The organism is Pseudomonas sp. Tof1 (assembly GCF_055390395.1).
The window spans coordinates 2,532,141-2,549,085 of the sequence record NZ_AP024344.1; the positions used below are offsets into that span (position 1 = coordinate 2,532,141).

16 protein-coding genes are annotated in these 16,945 nt (G+C 61.5%); 10 read left to right on the top strand and 6 right to left on the bottom strand.

The genetic code is table 11. From position 1 onward, the window contains the following. Positions 1-17: 17 nt before the first annotated feature. From ACZ5KU_RS11740 to ACZ5KU_RS11765, 6 genes are all read left to right on the top strand, one after another. Complete coding sequence (locus ACZ5KU_RS11740) at positions 18-860, top strand: alpha/beta fold hydrolase (RefSeq protein ID WP_464737193.1); 843 nt, start codon at positions 18-20, stop codon at positions 858-860. A gap of 132 nt (positions 861-992) precedes the next feature. Continuing rightward, positions 993-1,199 (top strand): hypothetical protein, encoded by a 207-nt coding sequence (locus ACZ5KU_RS11745; RefSeq protein WP_054060276.1) that lies wholly within the window; start codon positions 993-995, stop codon positions 1,197-1,199. A 326-nt stretch (positions 1,200-1,525) separates the two neighbouring features. Further along, positions 1,526-1,963: an HIT family protein gene (locus ACZ5KU_RS11750; RefSeq protein ID WP_054060277.1), complete on the top strand. Its 438-nt coding sequence runs from the start codon at positions 1,526-1,528 to the stop codon at positions 1,961-1,963. Between the two features lie 319 nt (positions 1,964-2,282). Further along, positions 2,283-3,059: an N-acyl amino acid synthase FeeM domain-containing protein gene (locus ACZ5KU_RS11755; RefSeq protein WP_239688074.1), complete on the top strand. Its 777-nt coding sequence runs from the start codon at positions 2,283-2,285 to the stop codon at positions 3,057-3,059. A 38-nt stretch (positions 3,060-3,097) separates the two neighbouring features. After that, positions 3,098-3,496 carry a nuclear transport factor 2 family protein gene (locus ACZ5KU_RS11760; protein ID WP_054060278.1) on the top strand — a complete coding sequence of 133 codons (399 nt, stop codon included), beginning with the start codon at positions 3,098-3,100 and terminating at the stop codon, positions 3,494-3,496. 50 nt (positions 3,497-3,546) lie between these two features. Next, entirely contained in the window at positions 3,547-4,200 is a 654-nt protein-coding gene (locus ACZ5KU_RS11765) for an iron-containing redox enzyme family protein (RefSeq protein ID WP_054060279.1), read from the top strand. Between the two features lie 124 nt (positions 4,201-4,324). Here the strand turns inward: ACZ5KU_RS11765 and ACZ5KU_RS11770 are convergent, their stop codons facing one another. Continuing rightward, complete coding sequence (locus tag ACZ5KU_RS11770; RefSeq protein WP_416772914.1) at positions 4,325-5,473, bottom strand: MalY/PatB family protein; 1,149 nt, start codon at positions 5,471-5,473, stop codon at positions 4,325-4,327. Positions 5,474-5,574: 101 nt separating this feature from the next. Continuing rightward, on the bottom strand, positions 5,575-7,143 hold the full coding sequence (locus ACZ5KU_RS11775) for a sensor domain-containing diguanylate cyclase (protein ID WP_464737194.1): 1,569 nt from the start codon (positions 7,141-7,143) through the stop codon (positions 5,575-5,577). A gap of 182 nt (positions 7,144-7,325) precedes the next feature. Here ACZ5KU_RS11775 and ACZ5KU_RS11780 point away from each other — a divergent pair, with 182 nt between their 5' ends. Further along, positions 7,326-7,544 carry a hypothetical protein gene (locus ACZ5KU_RS11780; RefSeq protein WP_054060282.1) on the top strand — a complete coding sequence of 73 codons (219 nt, stop codon included), beginning with the start codon at positions 7,326-7,328 and terminating at the stop codon, positions 7,542-7,544. A gap of 1 nt (position 7,545) precedes the next feature. On the opposite strand, the gene ACZ5KU_RS11785 is transcribed toward ACZ5KU_RS11780, so the two are convergent. Next, the gene (locus ACZ5KU_RS11785) at positions 7,546-9,171 is read right to left on the bottom strand and encodes an NADP-dependent glyceraldehyde-3-phosphate dehydrogenase (protein ID WP_464737195.1); all 1,626 of its coding nucleotides are present in this window, start codon (positions 9,169-9,171) and stop codon (positions 7,546-7,548) included. A gap of 168 nt (positions 9,172-9,339) precedes the next feature. On the opposite strand from ACZ5KU_RS11785, the gene ACZ5KU_RS11790 reads away from it, so the two are divergent. Continuing rightward, positions 9,340-9,969, top strand: a complete 630-nt coding sequence (locus tag ACZ5KU_RS11790; RefSeq protein ID WP_054060284.1) for a LysE family translocator — start codon at positions 9,340-9,342, stop codon at positions 9,967-9,969. A 30-nt stretch (positions 9,970-9,999) separates the two neighbouring features. On the opposite strand, the gene ACZ5KU_RS11795 is transcribed toward ACZ5KU_RS11790, so the two are convergent. The 3 genes from ACZ5KU_RS11795 to mrdA form a co-directional block, all read right to left on the bottom strand. After that, complete coding sequence (locus tag ACZ5KU_RS11795) at positions 10,000-10,704, bottom strand: ATP-binding cassette domain-containing protein (RefSeq protein WP_464737196.1); 705 nt, start codon at positions 10,702-10,704, stop codon at positions 10,000-10,002. Continuing rightward, entirely contained in the window at positions 10,704-11,447 is a 744-nt protein-coding gene (locus ACZ5KU_RS11800; RefSeq protein ID WP_464737197.1) for an ABC transporter permease, read from the bottom strand. Before ACZ5KU_RS11800 ends, ACZ5KU_RS11795 begins: the two co-directional genes overlap by 1 nt. 279 nt (positions 11,448-11,726) lie before the next feature. After that, positions 11,727-13,619 carry a penicillin-binding protein 2 gene (mrdA, locus tag ACZ5KU_RS11805; protein WP_273820385.1) on the bottom strand — a complete coding sequence of 631 codons (1,893 nt, stop codon included), beginning with the start codon at positions 13,617-13,619 and terminating at the stop codon, positions 11,727-11,729. 283 nt (positions 13,620-13,902) lie between these two features. Here mrdA and ACZ5KU_RS11810 point away from each other — a divergent pair, with 283 nt between their 5' ends. Next, positions 13,903-15,075: an acetyltransferase domain-containing protein gene (locus ACZ5KU_RS11810; RefSeq protein WP_464737198.1), complete on the top strand. Its 1,173-nt coding sequence runs from the start codon at positions 13,903-13,905 to the stop codon at positions 15,073-15,075. Positions 15,076-15,300: 225 nt separating this feature from the next. Beyond that, positions 15,301-16,944 carry an acetolactate synthase large subunit gene (locus ACZ5KU_RS11815; protein ID WP_054060289.1) on the top strand — a complete coding sequence of 548 codons (1,644 nt, stop codon included), beginning with the start codon at positions 15,301-15,303 and terminating at the stop codon, positions 16,942-16,944. The last annotated feature ends 1 nt before the right edge of the window (position 16,945 follow it).

Consider the following 16,945-nt stretch of genomic DNA (forward strand, 5'->3'; position numbering starts at 1 on the left):
GACAGGACCCACAGCGCATGGCTGAAGCCTTTTCCTCCGTTGATCTGCCGCAGGTGCGCGGCGAGTTGCTCGAGATCCGCCCGGGTCGCCACTTGAGCGTGGCTCACCAGCCCGGCCAGGCCCAGGCCGACACCGTGGTGTTTTTCTGCCACGGCGCCGGCGGCAACAAGGACCAGTGGCGCCATCTGTGGCAGGCACTGGGCGAGGAGGGCTACGGCCTGGTGGCCTGGGACCTGCTCGGTCATGGCGCCAGCGGCAAGCCGCGCCGGTCAGCGGCCTATGCCTGGGCCGAGCTGGTGGCCGACTACCTGGAACTGCTGCGGCGTTTCGGCGGCAGGCGCAACCTGATCGTGGCGCACTCCTTCGGCACCGGCCTGTCGATGAGCGCGTTGCTGCAATCGCAGGCGGTCAGTGGCGCGCTGTTGCTGGGCTCGCAACTGCACCGGCCGCTGAGTCGCGGTGGCCTGATGGCGTTGCCGGCCTGGGTGCTGGAACTGATCCGGCCGGTGTTGGCCAAGGGCTTTCGCCAGCGTGCCTGGCATCCGGCGGCCGACCGGCAGCTGGTGGCCTACGAGGAGAAGATCACCGAGAACAATCGGTTGTATGTGTTCAAGGGGCTGCTCGAAGGCGTGCAGTGGCCGGATGCCGGGCACCTGGCGAGCCTCAGGTTGCCGATCGAGGTGCTCTGCGGCGACAGCGACGGGCTGACCCCGGCCAGCGGCGGCGAGGCCCTGGCCCGGCAATTGCCCCAGGCCGGGTTCGAGGTGCTGCGCGACTGTGGGCACCAGTTGATGCTGGAGAAACCCCGGCAGGTGCTGGAAGCCTTCGGCCGCCTGCGGCAGCGGCTCGATTCGGTGTGATTCGGTGACCGATCGGTCATTCGTCGGAACCTTGCGCCAGAGCCTGCGGATCGCCGTGGCTGGTCTACGCTGAAGGTTTTTGAGGCGCCGACTGCCAGTCGGCGGTGATCAACCTTGGAAAGGAGTGGCCCCATGAAAAAGGCGTACATGGAAGACAATGGCGATGAGTTCCCGATCAACAACCTGGTGCGCTGCGGGCAGACGCCCTATGTCGCCGAGTTTGGGGGAGAGGCGCCAGTGCAGGAGACTTCGACTCGGACCAGCCAATCGGCACCGGGAGGGTTGTTGAGGCGACCCTATTTTCCCAAGGCCAGGCCGCGCCTGAAAAAACTGGCTTAAGGCCTTTGTCGGTGGTGAATCGAGGCCGCCGAGCCCAGGAAAAATCCGGAGTCCGAAGCGGCTCCGGTTTTTTTTTGGCTGGGCCGTGGGGGCGGGAAATAGGCTTTTGGGCGATTTTCTGAAGACAAATCAGCGCGTTAGCTGCTTTTCGGGGACGCCGGATACAAAAAATTTCAAAACTCGCGTGTACAGCCATTCAAACCTCGGCGTATTTTCGCCCCCAGTTGTTCGATCAGCGGTATAGGTCTGTAAGGGAATTCAGCCTAGCAAGCCCGGAGCACAAGCGTGTCATGGGTTTGCACATAACAATTAGAGGGAGCTAATTCGTGAACTGCATTTTCTGCGCGATCGTCGCCAAGCTGGCACCCGCAAGCATCGTCCATGAAGACGAACAGTGCCTGGCCTTTCTGTCCATCCAGCCGATCACTCCCGGTCATGTGCTGGTCATTCCCAAGGCCCATGCCAGCGGCCTGGGCGAAATTCCTCCGGAAACCGCGGGCCACATGATGGTGGTCGGCCAGCGCGTGGCAACGGCCTTGCGCAACAGTGGCCTGCGGTTCGACGGCCAGCCGTGCGAGGGCATCAACCTGCTGCTGTGCGATGGTGCGGTGGCCGGGCAGACCGTCGGTCATGCCCACCTGCATGTGATCGCCCGGTTCGTCGGCGACGGTTTCGACCTTGCCCACGGCGATATTCCCCTGGCCAACCCGCAGGTGCTGGGTGAACGGGCCGAGCTGATTCGTTCGGCCCTCGAACAACGCTGAACAAAAGGTAGCGTGCGGCAGCCGACTGGGGAGTCGGCTGTTCAGGTGCCGTTGTCTGTCTGTTATTGCGCGTCAACGTTTATTGCCAGCCAGTTGGCGCTCACAGAGTGCATCTGGAACTTTTATCCGGCGCAGAACTTGTCGGGGCCGGGCTTGCCCGCGAATAGGCCCTTGGCTCTTGCCAAATTTCAGTCTCTTGCACATCGGGTTTGGCAGCATCGTTGTATCAGGAAGTGAACTCATGAGTTGAATCATGGGTTCTGTATCGTGTGTCTGGTTGAGAGAAACAATACGAAGCATAATAATAAAGGAGCGTCTCATGTCGTCATACGGAAGTAACAAGGCGGTATTGCCGTTCACCCCCATGCAACTGGTGAAAGATGATTCGGCCGGTGCGGCGATTCATGCCTTCTACGATTCGGTCCTGCAGGAACATTGCCAGTCCGATAAGGTAAAGATCAGGCAAGTTGTAACGCCTGAGCAATTTTCCGAGTTGTCGCGGGCCCGGTATCGTCTCTATGGTCAGCGCAAGGTGTATTACCGTACCTTGTTCGGTGACGCGGTCGATGAAACCGTCTGTCTCGACGAGTACGACTCCCGTTCTTATGTGTTCGCCTGTTACTACGACGGTGAAATCATCGGTACCCAGCGGTTTACGCCGTTTCCCCATGAGTCCGGTGAATACATCGACCACCAGCGCCTGGTGCAGTTCTCCGGCCCCGGTTACGAGCGGGAGTGCATCGAGCTTTCACGCCTGATCGTCGACAAGCACGCCCCGGTCGGCAACGTGGTCACCGCACTGGCCATGACCGGCGCCTCGCTGGTGGCGTTGCTGGGCGGCTACAGGACCTTCATCACCTATGTGAAACCGCGCCTGGCACCGAAATTCGAGAGTTCGGTGTTCGACCAGGACGGCATCCTGTTCAAGATCCCGGAACGCGGCGACCACTACTACGCGGTGTACAAGGGCGAGTTGCTGCCCTCGGTGACCCCCTATTTCGGCCTGGAACAGTGCCCGGCCGATCTCGGCGATATCGATGCACTGATGCGCCATACCCTGGCCGCCCGTGCCAGCCGCCAGGTCCTGGCGGTCTGAAAAGCATAATAAAACGACAATAATGAGGTTGATCTCAGATGGAAGCCCAGAACAAGGCCGTGGTTATCGAGTTCTATGAACGCATGTTTGCCAAGCGTGAACTGGCGGTCGCCGATACATTGATTGCCGAAGACTATGTACAGCACAACAATGTGTTCATTCCGCCGCGTCGTGAAGGTTTCAAGAAGTACTTTGCACAGTTCTTCAAGACTTTCCCGGAGTCCGGCACGCATATCAAGCAAGTCTGTGCCGAGGGTGACTATGTCTTCCTCTATGCCACCCATTGGGCGAAACATCGGTTCTTTACCGTGAAGTACAAGGTGATCGATATCTATCGGGTGGAAAATGGAGTGTTGATGGAGCACTGGGACACGATCGAAGGTCTCGGGTTCTTCTCGAAGTTCATGTACATCATCAAGTCCGTATTGCGCCTGTAATCCATAACAAATGTCATAAGCGATTCATGAACCAACAGGGAAAGAGTGAAATGACTGAGTTTCGTACCGAGTTGAAGGCCGTCTGCGACGCCGAATGGGCCAAGATCAAGGCCGGGCGTTTCTTCCAGATGATGAAACGTCCCGAGTTGCAACGGGAGCTGTACATCAAGTCGATCGTGCAGGTGTATCACTACACCAAGAACAATGCGATCAACCAGGCGGTGGCCTGCTGGAACCAGGATCACAAGAAGGTCGGCCTGCTGCGTTTCGCCATGAAGCATGCGCTGGAAGAACTGGGCCATGAAAACATGGCCTATAACGACCTGATCGCCATCGGCGTGGACCCGGCCGAGTTCGAAAAACCGATGCTGCCGGCCACCGAGGCCTTCTACGGCTACCTGGACTACGTCTCGGTCTGCCGTGGCATCATCCCGCGCCTGGGCTACAGCTTCTGGGCCGAGGACTCCTACGAGCACCTCGAGCCGATGATGGACATCTGCAAGAACAGCCTCAAGCTGACCGACAAGCAGATGACCTTCTTCGTCGCCCACGCGATCATCGATGCCAAGCACTCCGAGGAGGTCAACGCGGCAATCGACCGTTGGGTGGTCACCGATGAAGAGAAGGAAGCGGTGAAGCAGGTGGCGCGTACCACCGTGTACCTGATGGGCAAGATCCTTGAGTCGGTTGCCGACGAATTCTGATCCCGCGCCGTAGGAGCCGGCCTGACGATAGCAGTAGCCCAGGCAACAGCATTCTCATTGAATGGTCGCCTGCGGCGGATCGCCAGCATGCCGGCTCCTACAGGTCTTGCGTCAGCCTGGGCTTTCAGCGCTGGCGCAGGCTGTTCTCCATCCGGCTGATCCCTTCTTCCAGCAACGCCCGCGGGCAGCCGAAGTTCAGGCGGACGAACTGCCGGGCCTCGTCGGCGAATTCGACGCCGGCGCTCAGGCCGACCCTGGCCTTGTCGAGGAAGAACTGGTACGGATCTTCCAACCCCAATGCACTGCAATCGAGCCAGGCCAGGTAGGTGCCCTGGGCCGGCTGCAGGACGACGCCGGGCAGGCGAGTTTCCACCGCGCGCTGCAGGTAGTCGCGGTTACCCTGCAGATAGTCCACCAACCCCTTCAGCCATGGCCCGCATTCGCGGTAGGCGGTCAGCGTGGCTTCCAGGCCAAGGGCGTTGACGCTGTCGACCATGCCGCCACGGGCAGCGTTGAAACGCTCGCGTACGACCGGGTCCTGGATGATCGCGTACGCGGTCTTCAAGCCGGCGATGTTGTAGGCCTTGCTCGCCGACATCAGGGTGATGGTGCGCTTGGCGATCTCCGGGCTCAGGGACGCGGTCGGCACATGGCGGCGGCCGTCGTAGCAGAGATCGGCGTGGATCTCGTCGGAAATGATCAGGGCTCCGCGTTCCAGGCAGGCCTCGGCCACCTGTTGCAGTTCCTCGCGGGGGAAGACCTTGCCCAGTGGGTTGTGCGGGTTGCTCAGCAACAGCGCACCGCCGTCCTGCAGTGCGTCGCGCAGGGCGGCGATGGGGGTGATGTAGTTGCCCTGGGCGTCACGCTGGAAGGGCAGTTCGACCTTCGGCAGGTTCCAGTTGCCCGGGGCCAGGCGCAGCGGGCGGTAGTTCGGGGTTTGCACCACGACATTGCGGCCCGGTTGCACGAAGGCGCGCAGGGCCATGTTGAAGCCCGGCTCGACGCCGGGCAGGAACACCAGTTCCTGAGGCTCGATCCGCCAGGCGTACTTGTTCCACAGGTCGACGACGATGGCTTCGCGCAGGGCATCCTGGGCCACGCTGTAACCCAGTTGCGGGTGTTCCAGGCGCTTGTGCAGGGCCTGGGTGATCTCGTTCGCCACCGGCAGGTCCATGTCCGCCACCCACATGGGCAGGACATCGGCGGGATAACGGCTCCACTTGGTGCTACCGGTGTTGCGGCGGTCGAGCAGGGTGTCGAAGTTGAAAGTCATGCTGGCGGAAAGTCTCGCGGGAAGTCCCCGAAGTCGTCGGGTGTTCGGAATCTGCAGAGGCGGGCGCTGGCTGGCCCGTTGTCTGTCACGTGTAGGCCAGTCTACCCGGTCGTGGTGGCCGGCGGCACTGCTTCGACACGATTGCGCCCCTTGCCCTTGGCCCGGTACAGGGCCAGGTCGGCTTCCTTGAGGGCGTGGGCGACGGTTTCGCCGTCCCGCGGCCAGTCGGTGACGCCGAGGGACACCGTGACCGGGATGCCGTTCGGGCTTTCGGTGTAGGCCATGGCCGCACGCAGCCGTTCGCCGACCTGAAGCGCCTGGTTCAGCGGTATACCGGGCAGCAGCATGAGGAATTCCTCGCCGCCCTGGCGGCAGAGCACGTCGCTTTCGCGCGAGTGTCGGCGCATCTGCTGGGCCACGTGCTGCAGCACCAGATCACCGGCACTGTGCCCGTAGTTGTCGTTGACCTGCTTGAAGTGATCGATATCCAGGGCCAGCACCGAAAACGGTTGGCGGTGGTTTTCCCAGTCCTCGAGGATCAGTTGCAGGCCGCGCCGGTTGGTCAGGCCGGTGAGCGAGTCGGTGACGTTCTCCAGGTTGAGCCGGCCCAGTTGCTGGTGCAGGGACAGCAGCGCCTTCTGCATGGCGTTTTTCAATTGCGCCGCCTCGTAGTACCAGGCCCTGACCTTGCTCACCGATTGCGCGGCGCTCGAGGAGCCCCAGTGCTCGGTCGAATTGGCCAGCTGCCAGAGCGGCTTGGTGATCAGTGAAGTCAGCCACCAGATGGCCAGCAACGACAGCAGCGACAGCGGCACGGCGTAACCGGCAACCTCCAGCATCAGTCGCTGCAGGCCTTCGAGGGTGATGTCGGTGGGCCGCTGGCTGATCACTCCCCAGCCGATACGGGGCACCGGCGCATAGCCGGTGAGCATGTCGATACCCTTGGAGTTGGTCAGCCGCCGGCTGCCGGTCTGTCCGGTGATGACCGCGTCGATCGCCGGATTGCCCTTGATCACCTCGCCAATCCGTGTGGGGTCCTGGTGGTAGATCAGCCGGCCCTGGGTATCGACCACGTAGAGATAGGAGCCGTCGCGGTAGTAATGCTCGCCCAGCAGCGAATGCAGGATGTTCGGTTCGTTGAGGTAGATCCCGGCGCCGAGGTAACCCAGGTAATTGCCCTTGCCGTCGAAGATCGGATGGGAGATCTGGATCATCAGGTGGTTGTTGTTGCCCACATACGGGGTCGAGATATAGGGCTGGCGCGAGGCGCTGGCCTGGCGGGTGCCTTCGCTGACGGAAAGGGTTCCGGTCAGGTGCATCGACAGTGGTGAGGAGGCGATGATCCGGTCGTCGGCGCGAATGACCACCACCGAATTGAAGCTGTTGGTCTGGCGGCGCAAGCGGCGCGCCTCCTGCCACAGTCGGTCCGGCTGGTCCCAGATCTCCGGCAGCAGGTTGGCGCTCAGGGCCAGTTGCTGCTGGGTCGACTTGAGGAAGTCATCGGTGGAGCTGGCCAGCTTCACGGCGTAGATGCGGTTGGCTTCCAGGGTCTGGGCCATCAGGAAGTTGCGCTGGGTCTGGTAACTGGCGAAGAACAGGTTGCCGGCGGTCAGGGTGACAACGGCAAGCGAGAGCAACAGGATCAGTCGGCGCAGGTCGATACGTGGCATGAGTTTCTTATGAGAATGGCGAAATCGTTGGCCGATGGAGCCTGGGGGTAATGATAGAACAGTGCGGGCTGCAGGACGAAAGGACATCAGGCCGGCGAGTAAAAAAATGCCGTTCCACGACGAACGTTTTTCCTCGACGACGCCCTAATGTCTTGATTATCCGACCTGAAAAGGACAGCGGTATGACACTTTTCCTGATCATCGCCCTCGAGTTCGGCGCCATCGGGGCTGCCATCTGGGCACTGGGACATTTCGACAGGCGGCCGCAGCGGCGCTGGGCCATGCGCCAGCCCAGTGTGAGTTGGGAGTATGGCCCGGAGCGGGAGGGCTCCCTCGAACTGTTCGGGGAAGCCATCCTGGTGGTTTCGCTGGTGTTGCTGGCGGTGTATCTGTTTCTCTGACTCAGAAGATGTAGTCGGTGGTCAGGAAACTCGACTCGCGATTACGGATGATGTCGCTGATCAGCGCCTTGTTGCTTTCCTGGAACTTGGTCGCCACCAGCGTGCGGATCGAGAACACCCGTAGCGCGTCGTGAACCGAGAGAGTGCCCTCGGCGGAGTTCTTGCGGCCGTTGAACGGGTAGGTGTCCGGGCCGCGCTGGCACTGGGCATTGATATTGATCCGCCCGACCTGGTTGGCGAAGGTGTCCACCAGCCGCCCGACCTGGGCCGAGTGGGTACCGAAGATGCTCAGTTGCTGGCCGAAGTCCGATTCCAGCACGTAGTCGATCACTGTCTCCAGGTCGCGATAGGGCACGATCGGCACCACCGGGCCGAACTGTTCCTCCTGGTACACGCGCATCTGCGCGTTCACCGGGTACAGCACCGCGGGGTAGAAGAACGAGGCACGGGTCTGGCCGCCGCCGGGGTTGACCACCCGCGCGCCCTTGGCGACCGCATCGGCCACCAGGCCGTTGAGATAGTCGACCTTGCTCGCTTCCGGCAGCGGCGTCAGTGCCACGCCATGGTCCCAGGGCATGCCGGGCAACAGGCTCTGCACCTTGCGATTGAATTTCTCGATGAAGGCCTCGACCACGTCCTCGTGGACGAACAGGATCTTCAGCGCGGTGCAGCGCTGTCCGTTGAACGACAGCGAGCCGGTCACCGATTCGTTGACCGCGTTGTCCAGGTCCACCTCCGGCAGCACGATCCCCGGGTTCTTCGCGTCCAGGCCCAGGGCCGCGCGCAGGCGGTGGGGGCGCGGGTGCAGTTTCTTCAGGTCGCTGGCGGCCTTGTTGGTGCCGATGAAGGCGAAGATGTCGATCTTGCCGCTGGCCATCAGCGCGCTGACGGTTTCCCGGCCGCTGCCGTAGATCACATTGATCACCCCGGCCGGGAAGCTGTCGCGGAAGGCTTCCAGCAACGGGCGGATCAGGAGCACGCCGAGCTTGGCCGGCTTGAACACCACGGTGTTGCCCATGATCAGTGCCGGGATCAGCGTGGTGAAGGTCTCGTTCAGCGGGTAGTTGTAGGGGCCCATGCACAGCGCCACGCCCATGGGCGCGCGGCGGATCTGGCCGAGGGTGTCCTGTTCCAGCTCGAAGCGGCTGGAGCGGCGGTCCAGCTCCTTGAGGGCGTTGATGGTGTCGACGATATAGTCGCAGGTGCGGTCGAACTCTTTTTCCGAGTCCTTGAGGTTCTTGCCGATCTCCCACATCAGCAACTTGACCACCGCCTCGCGCTGTTCGCGCATGCGCCGCAGGAAGGCTTCGACATGCTGGATGCGTTCGGCCACGCGCAGGGTCGGCCATTGGCCCTGGCCACGGTCGTAGGCGCGGACCGCCGCATCGAGGGCGGTGAGGGCGGTTTCAGCGTCCAGCAGCGGGGTGCTGCCGAGGATCACCTGCTCGTCGCCGTCGGGGCCGGCCAGATACGCCGGGCTGCGCACTTGCGCCAGTGGGCCGCTCCAGGTACGCAGGGCGCCGTCCACCAGGTATTCGCGTTGTTCCAGTTGGCCGTCGAGCCGGTACTTTTCCGGAATGTCCGCGGCGGCGGGAAACAGTGAGTCGAGCAGCTTCTGATCGGTCATGAGGCAATACCCTGTCTGATGGGAAGGACGCTGAAACGCTTCAGTGCATGCTGGTGTTTTATCACGAAACATCTTAGTCCCGTCCACTACAAACGACAGGTCGGTTGAAGGGCAGGGGCGCAGGCCGCAAAATGGCACTCTTTTTTCTTTTCAAGGCGATCTTCATTTATGACGCTGGCAACGTTGCTTCTGTTCCTGATCAGTGCGGCGGCGATCATCGCCATGCCGGGCCCGACGGTGCTTTTGGCCCTGCACAACGGCTCCAACCACGGCGTGCGGGCGGCGGCCTGGGGCATGGGCGGGGCGGTGCTGGCCGATGCCCTGCTGGTCACGGCGGTGGCCTGTGGCCTGGGCATCCTGCTGCAGGCCAGCGAGACGCTGTTCCAGGCGGTGAAATGGGTGGGGGCGGGTTACCTGGTGTGGCTCGGCTGGAAAATGCTGCGTTCGAGCGGAGCCCTGGCCGAACTGCCGGTGGAGCAGGGCTCCAGTCGCAGCGTCGGGTTGTTCGTGCGCTGCTTCGTGGTGGCCCTGACCAACCCCAAGGCCTTGCTGTTCATGTCGGCCTTCCTGCCGCAGTTCATCGACAGCACTCAGCCGCAACTGCCGCAGTACGCGGCGCTGGCCGTGGTGCTGACGCTGCTCAATGTCAGCATCATGCTGTTTTACGCGCTGTGCGGCGCCCGCTTGCTCAGTCGCTTGCAGGGCGGGCACCTGCGGGCGTTCAACCGGGTGACCGGTGGACTGCTGATGACCCTGGGTGGGGTGTTGGCGTTTTATCGGCGGGGGAGTACGGCCTGACGAGCCAGGCCGTTGGATCGAGTGGTCTTCTCAGCAAGCCGCGGCGTTGATGAATGCCTCATCGAGCGTATGGGCGCTGTAGCTGTCCCGAAATGATTGCCCATCGGCAAAGCGCCTGAACTGCTTGTGAGTGATCATGTAGAAACAGTCGCAGTGTTCGGCGATCTCATTGACGTTGTGCGACGAAACCAGAATGGCCTTCCCACTCTGAGCCGCACCATGCAGGCACTGCCAAATGTAGTGCCTGAACTCCGGGTCTACACCCGCTGTTGGCTCATCAAGAATGATCAGGTCAGCCTCTATCGACAGCAAAGAAAGGGTGAAGAACCAGCGTTTTTCTCCATAACTGCATAGCGATGACTTCTTCTTCCAGATCTCCTGATAGCGTTCCGTGATGCTCGGGCTCCATGATGAAAGCCTGCTCAACACCTGTGCCTGGGAGATCTGTTTGGATGAGCACAGCAGGTTGGTCATCCTGAATATGTCGAACATGCGCAGGGCGGGAGGCGTTGTGAGTATCTGTGAGAGATAGAGCTGCTTGGCGAAGGTATTGATCACCTTGCCTCTGGCGGGTTTTCTCAGTTTGCAGATGATGTCGAAGAAGGTGGTTTTCCCTGAGCCGTTCGAGCCGAGCAGGCCGGTAATCGCCCCGGCTTCTGCCGTGAGTGAAGCCTCCTTGAAAATGACCTTGTTCTCATAGTTGAAGGACAGGAGATTGGCTTGCAGGGAGTTCATCAGTACCGGCTCCATACAGGGTTGATGCGGAGCAGCTTGACGCTGATTGCCATGCTGACGGTAAACAGGACGATAGACAGCAGCACCCACTCATATTGCTGGTTGAGCCCCAGCGCCATCAGTTGCGATGCATGCCACAAGGGATTGCTGGTGTTGAGCGCTGCAAGCATGAAGTTCTCGGAAACACCGCGTGACAGGCCAAGTACCAGCATGACCAGCGACACCGCCGATAACAGGGTATTGGCGTTCTGGAAGTTGATGGGCAGTAGCGCTAACAAAACTCCTAGTGAGCAGAAGAACAGGTAATTGACCTGGAATCTTATCAGGATAAGACTGAATTCGCGGATTGAGTAGGATTCGAAAGGCAGGCGCGTGCTCAGATAAAAGGTGGCGCAATAGATGGTTGCAATGGTCAGGTAGGCCAAGTTCTGGGCAATGAGGAAAACCAGCCTTGCTTTACGGTTGTAGGCGAATGAGCGGATGAACCCGCTCTCCCGACGGCCAATGATGTAGAAGGAAAAGCCGAATAGGGCGACATTTGAGGCGACGTAGGCGTAGAACCAGGCGGTGCGCTGGATATAGTCATGGGAAAAGGCAAGGCTTTCTCCCTTGAACAGTACCAGCAGGTAAAAGGCTGCACAGGGGGAAATGATGATCCAGAAGAGCGCTATGGGCTCCTTGAGTTGTTCCTTGATGAATAGCAGGGCCAAGTTTCCTGCACGATAGGCGGTACAGGCTTTCATGTGGCTGCATCCTGAGTGGTGGGGACACTATCTATAGTGGCTGGGAGGAGGTGCTGCCACTCAGGAGGTTCTTTCTGTGGGAATTTTCTTTATGGAGTTTTTCTTCAGGTGGATAGGATTTCGTCAAGCTCTGTCGTTTTCAAGATGGAATAAGAGGGGATGGGGACGTTGTTGTAAGAGACTTCCTTCAAGAGAAAAGGAGATCTTCAATTGTCGGTTTGAGATTACCGCTCCACTGGCCTGAACTGGAAAATGGAGCGGTAGGATGGACTCATTGCCTCAGACCTTCGGATCCTCATGCGCCTTGAGCGGGTGCGCATACTGCGGCTTGAGCTTGCCGTCCTTGTCCAGCAGCCAGGCGTCGAGGATCTCGCGTACCACGGGGCCGGCGACGCGGCCGCCGGCCTCGCCGTTCTCGATCATCACCGAAATCACGATCTGCGGATCCTCCGCCGGGGCGAAGCCGACGAACAGGGCGTTGTCGCGGTGACGCTCGGCGGTCTTGAGGCGGTCGTAGCGCTCGCCCTGCTTGATCGCCACCACCTGCGCGGTACCACTCTTGCCGGCGATGCGGTATTGCGCACCCTGCGCCGCCGCCCGGGCGATGCCGCGAGGGTCGTGCATCACCAGTTGCATGGCGTAGTTGACCTGTTCCCATTCCCGCGGATCGCGCAGCACCAGGTTCGGAATCGGATGCTCGTCCACCGGCGCCTCCTGGCCGATCGTCTTGGCCAGGTGCGGGCGGTTCCACACGCCCTTGTTGGCGATCAGGGTGGTGGCCTGGGCCAGCTGCAGCGGGGTGACCTGCATGTAGCCCTGGCCGATGCCGAGGATCACCGTCTCGCCCGGGAACCAGGCCTGGCGGCGAGTGGCGCGTTTCCACTCGCGGGACGGCATCAGGCCGGGGGATTCCTCGAACATGTCCAGGGAGACCTTCTGGCCGAGGCCGAACTTGTCCAGGTACTCATGCAGGCGGTCGATGCCGAGCTTGTTGGCCAGGTCATAGAAGTAGGTGTCGTTGGAGCGCATGATCGCCGCGTTGAGGTCGACCCAGCCGTCACCGCTGTGGTTCCAGTTGCGGTACTTGTGATCGACGTTCGGCAGTTGGAAGTAGCCGGGGTCGAACACCCGCGTCGTCGGCGAGATCACCCCGCTGTCGAGGCCGGCGATCGCCACTTCCGGCTTGATCGTCGAGCCCGGGGCATACAGGCCGCGCAGGGCGCGGTTGAACAGCGGGCGGTCGATGGAGTCGCGCAGGGCCGAGTAGTCCCTGGCGCGGATGCCGGTGACGAACAGGTTGGGGTCGAAGCTCGGCTTGCTGACCATCGCCAGCACTTCGCCGGTCTTCGGATCGATGGCCACCACCGAGCCGCGGCGGTCGCCCAGGGCGTTTTCCGCAGCTTCCTGCAGCTTGATGTCCAGGCTCAGGACGATGTTCTTGCCGGGAATCGGATCGGTGTGCCTGAGCACCCGCATCACCCGGCCCTGGGCGTTGGTCTCGACTTCCTCGTAGCCGACATGGCCGTGCAGTTCGCTCTCGTAGAAGCGCTCGATGCCGGTCTTGCCGATGGACTGGGTGCCGCGGTATTCCACCGGGTCGAGCTGCTTGATTTCCTTCTCGTTGATCCGCCCGACATACCCCACCGAATGGGCGAAGTGGTCGCCCAGCGGGTAATGCCGGACGAACTGCGGCTCGACCTCGATCCCCGGCAGCTTGAATTCGTTCACCGCCAGCAGGGCGATCTGCTGTTCGGTCAGTTCGTAGAGCAGGGTCACCGGCTCGAACGGATGGCGTGACTGCTTGAGCGCCTTGGCGAACATCGCCCGGTCTTCTTCCGGCAGGTTGAGCACGTTCATCACCGTGTCCAGCACCTGGGCGACATTGCCTGCACGTTCGCGGGTCAGGGTCATGTTGAAGCTGGGCTGGTTGTCGGCCAGCACTTCGCCGTTGCGGTCGAAAATGATCCCGCGCTCCGGTGGAATCGGCAGCACGTGAACGCGGTTGTTCTCCGAAACGGTGGAGTTGTAGCTGAACTCGACGACCTGGAGGAAGTACAGGCGGCCCACCAGGGCGCCGGCCAGGCCCAGCACCAGCAGCCCGCAGGCGATCAGGCGCTTGTTGACCAGGCGTTTTTCGGTCTCGTGATCCTTGAGATGAATGGGATCGGACATGCGGAACCTGTCTCGTGCAAAGGAAAATGACTATGAAGGCGGCGGCTAATAGGGAAAATGCATAGCTGGCTATTTAAAACGGCGCACAAGATAGCAAGAAGCACCGGATTTAGGGACGTTATTGCCGCAGCATCCGCCAAAAGGCGGCGAGGGCGGGGCGGTTCGAGCCTGCAATCCCTTCGGTTAAACCACGGTACAAACGTTTCAAGATGTTTCTTTTATTGATGTTATATCGTATCGAAATTAGATTCTGCCGCCTCATCCCTCTCCGTAAGCTATCGATATGACGCCTACTTCCGGGCCGTTCGCCTCATCGGCCGGTCCCAACCTCCGTCTCTGTGCCATCGATGCGCTGCGTGGCTTTGTCATGCTGTGCATGGTGCTCGATCATGTTCGTGAAACTTTTTTCATGCACCGCCAGGTCAGCGACCCAGTCGATGCGCTGACGGTCGCGCCGGACCTGTTCTTCACCCGCCTGCTCGCCACCCTCTGTGCGCCGGTGTTCATCTTCCTCACCGGTCTGTCGGCGTTTCTCTACAGCCAGAAGCACAGCGCTCGCGAGACGTCGATCTTCCTGCTCAAACGCGGCGTCTTCCTGGTGCTGCTGGAGCTGACCCTGGTCTGCTTCGCCTGGAACGGCGAGTTCCCACCCAAGACCCTGTGGCTGCAGGTGATCTGGTGCATCGGCCTCTGCATGATCGTGCTGGCCGGCCTGCTGCACCTGCGGCGGGCCTGGCTGGTATGGCTCGGGCTGGTGATCGTCGGCGGGCACAATCTGCTTGATGGCATAGTGCTGGGGCCCGAGTCGCCGTTCTTCATCCCCTGGTCGGTGCTGCACCAGAAGGTTTTCATCCAGCTCACCGAGTACACCCGTGCCCGCACCACCTACCCGGTACTGCCGTGGATCGGCGTGATCCTGCTCGGCTGGAGTATCGGCCCCTGGTTCGCCAGCGGCGTCGAGTCGGCGGTGCGTCGCGCCCGCCTGCTGAAACTCGGCGGTGGCCTGCTGCTAGCGTTTGTGTCGATCCGCTACCTGAACGTTTATGGCGACGCACCCTGGGTGCATACCGGCGATGCACTGCGCACGGTCATGAGCTTCCTGAGTGCGAAGAAGTATCCACCGTCGCTGATGTTCCTGCTGCCGACCCTGGGCGTCGGCCTGTTGCTGCTGGCCCTGTTCGAGCAGCTGCAGCAACGCAAGGTGGTGGCGATCCTGGCGATCTATGGCGGGGCGCCAATGTTCTTCTACCTGTTGCACCTGTATGTGCTGAAGGCGATGTACCTGCCGGCCTTTGCCTTCTGGGGCGCGACCGAGGGTGGGGTCTATGCGTTCAGCCAACTCTCCAGCGTCTGGCTGCTGAGCCTGCTGCTGGGCTTCGCGCTGTTCTTCCCGACCCGCTGGTTCGCCCGGCTCAAGCAGCGGCGGCGGGATATCGTCTGGCTCAAGTACTTCTGAGGCGTGCAGGGTGGGCCATGGCTGTGCCAATTCGTCGCAAGGCCGCAGCCGCCTTTATCCGTGACTTCGTCGAACGGCGCAAAGTCGAAGGTTTTGTGCGCTCTGCGTTGGTCCAGAGTGGCCAGAGCGATGTTACTGTGGCACCGCCTGCGTGAAAAACCGGGTCCGTCCCCTGACAACAACTGCAAGACGCGCGAAAGCGCTTGTCGAGATTGAGGTAGATAAATGGCCAAGGCCGCCGATGTCGTTGTGCAATGCCTGGAAAACGAAGGTGTCGAGTATGTGTTCGGCATTCCTGGCGAGGAAAACCTCGACCTGCTGGAATCGCTGCGCAAGTCGCCGATCAAGCTGGTCCTGACCCGCCACGAGCAGTCCGCCGGCTTCATGGCCGCCACCTACGGCCGCCTGACCGGCAAGACCGGCGTCAGCCTGTCGACCCTCGGCCCCGGCGCGACCAACCTGGTGACCGCCAGCGCCTACGCCTACCTGGGCGGCATGCCGATGATGATGATCACCGGCCAGAAGCCGATCAAGAAGTCCAAGCAGGGCCGGTTCCAGATCATCGACGTCTGCGGCATGATGGACCCGATCACCAAGTACACCCACCAGTTCGCCTCGGCCGACAACATCCCGGCGCGCATGCGCGAAGCCTTCCGCCTGGCTGAAGAAGAGAAACCCGGTGCCGTGCACCTGGAACTGCCGGAAGACATCGCCGCCGAGCAGACCGACTCGATGCCGATCCCGCCGAGCCTGCACCGCCGCCCGCTGGCCGAGCACAAGGCCGTCGAAGCTGCCGTGGAAAAACTGCAGAAGGCCCGCAGCCCGATCCTGGTGATCGGCGCCGGTGCCAACCGCAAGATGACCGCCAAGGTCCTCAAGCAACTGATCGACCAGACCGGCATCCCGTTCATCACCACCCAGATGGGCAAGGGCGTGGTCGACGAGCGTCACCCGCGTTTCCTCGGCAACGCCGCGCTGTCGTCCGGCGACTTCGTCCACCGCGCCGTCGAAGCGGCCGACCTGATCGTCAACATCGGCCACGACGTGATCGAGAAGCCGCCGTTCTTCATGGTCCGTGGCGGCACCGAAGTCATCCACATCAACTTCCGCTCCGCCGAAGTCGATGCGGTGTACTTCCCGCAGATCGAAGTGATCGGCGACATCGCCAACGCCGTCTGGCAGATCGGCGAAGCCCTGGGCGACAACCCGCACTGGGACTTCAGCCGCCTGATGGCGATTCGCGAGGCCAACGAAGCGCAGATCGCCGAAGGCGCCGACGACAACCGCTTCCCGGTGTACCCGCAACGCCTGGTCGCCGACATCCGCCGGGTGCTGCCGTCCGAAGGCATCGTCGCGCTGGACAACGGCATCTACAAGATCTGGTTCGCCCGCAACTACAAGGCGCACAAGCCCAACACCGTGCTGCTGGACAACGCCCTGGCGACCATGGGCGCCGGCCTGCCCTCGGCGATGGCGGCGCACCTGGTGCACCCGGACCGTCCGGTGATCTCGGTCTGCGGCGACGGCGGCTTCATGATGAACAGCCAGGAGCTGGAAACCGCGGTACGCCTGGGCATGCACATCACCGTGGTGATCCTGCGTGACGACGGCTACGGCATGATCCGCTGGAAGCAGGCGAACATGGGCTTCACCGATTTCGGCCTGGACTACGGCAACCCGGACTTCGTCAAGTACGCCGAAGCCTATGGCGCCAACGGCCACCGCGTGGAAAGCGCCGAGGGCCTGCTGCCGCTGCTCGAACACTGCATCAAGACCCCGGGCGTGCACGTGATCGACTGCCCGATCGACTACTCGGAGAATGACTTCATTCTCAACAACGAGCTCAAGCGTCGCGCATTGCTGGTCTGAT

Excerpts from the sequence above, each read along its gene's own strand:
- ACZ5KU_RS11740 (WP_464737193.1), top strand. The coding sequence starts at position 18 with ATGGCTGAAGCCTTTTCCTCCGTTGATCTGCCGCAGGTGCGCGGCGAG.
- ACZ5KU_RS11745 (WP_054060276.1), top strand. The coding sequence starts at position 993 with ATGAAAAAGGCGTACATGGAAGACAATGGCGATGAGTTCCCGATCAAC.
- ACZ5KU_RS11755 (WP_239688074.1), top strand. The coding sequence starts at position 2,283 with ATGTCGTCATACGGAAGTAACAAGGCGGTATTGCCGTTCACCCCCATG.
- ACZ5KU_RS11760 (WP_054060278.1), top strand. The coding sequence starts at position 3,098 with ATGGAAGCCCAGAACAAGGCCGTGGTTATCGAGTTCTATGAACGCATG.
- ACZ5KU_RS11765 (WP_054060279.1), top strand. The coding sequence starts at position 3,547 with ATGACTGAGTTTCGTACCGAGTTGAAGGCCGTCTGCGACGCCGAATGG.
- ACZ5KU_RS11770 (WP_416772914.1), bottom strand. The coding sequence starts at position 5,473 with ATGACTTTCAACTTCGACACCCTGCTCGACCGCCGCAACACCGGTAGC.
- ACZ5KU_RS11775 (WP_464737194.1), bottom strand. The coding sequence starts at position 7,143 with ATGCCACGTATCGACCTGCGCCGACTGATCCTGTTGCTCTCGCTTGCC.
- ACZ5KU_RS11780 (WP_054060282.1), top strand. The coding sequence starts at position 7,326 with ATGACACTTTTCCTGATCATCGCCCTCGAGTTCGGCGCCATCGGGGCT.
- ACZ5KU_RS11785 (WP_464737195.1), bottom strand. The coding sequence starts at position 9,171 with ATGACCGATCAGAAGCTGCTCGACTCACTGTTTCCCGCCGCCGCGGAC.
- ACZ5KU_RS11790 (WP_054060284.1), top strand. The coding sequence starts at position 9,340 with ATGACGCTGGCAACGTTGCTTCTGTTCCTGATCAGTGCGGCGGCGATC.
- ACZ5KU_RS11795 (WP_464737196.1), bottom strand. The coding sequence starts at position 10,704 with ATGAACTCCCTGCAAGCCAATCTCCTGTCCTTCAACTATGAGAACAAG.
- ACZ5KU_RS11800 (WP_464737197.1), bottom strand. The coding sequence starts at position 11,447 with ATGAAAGCCTGTACCGCCTATCGTGCAGGAAACTTGGCCCTGCTATTC.
- mrdA (WP_273820385.1), bottom strand. The coding sequence starts at position 13,619 with ATGTCCGATCCCATTCATCTCAAGGATCACGAGACCGAAAAACGCCTG.
- ACZ5KU_RS11810 (WP_464737198.1), top strand. The coding sequence starts at position 13,903 with ATGACGCCTACTTCCGGGCCGTTCGCCTCATCGGCCGGTCCCAACCTC.
- ACZ5KU_RS11815 (WP_054060289.1), top strand. The coding sequence starts at position 15,301 with ATGGCCAAGGCCGCCGATGTCGTTGTGCAATGCCTGGAAAACGAAGGT.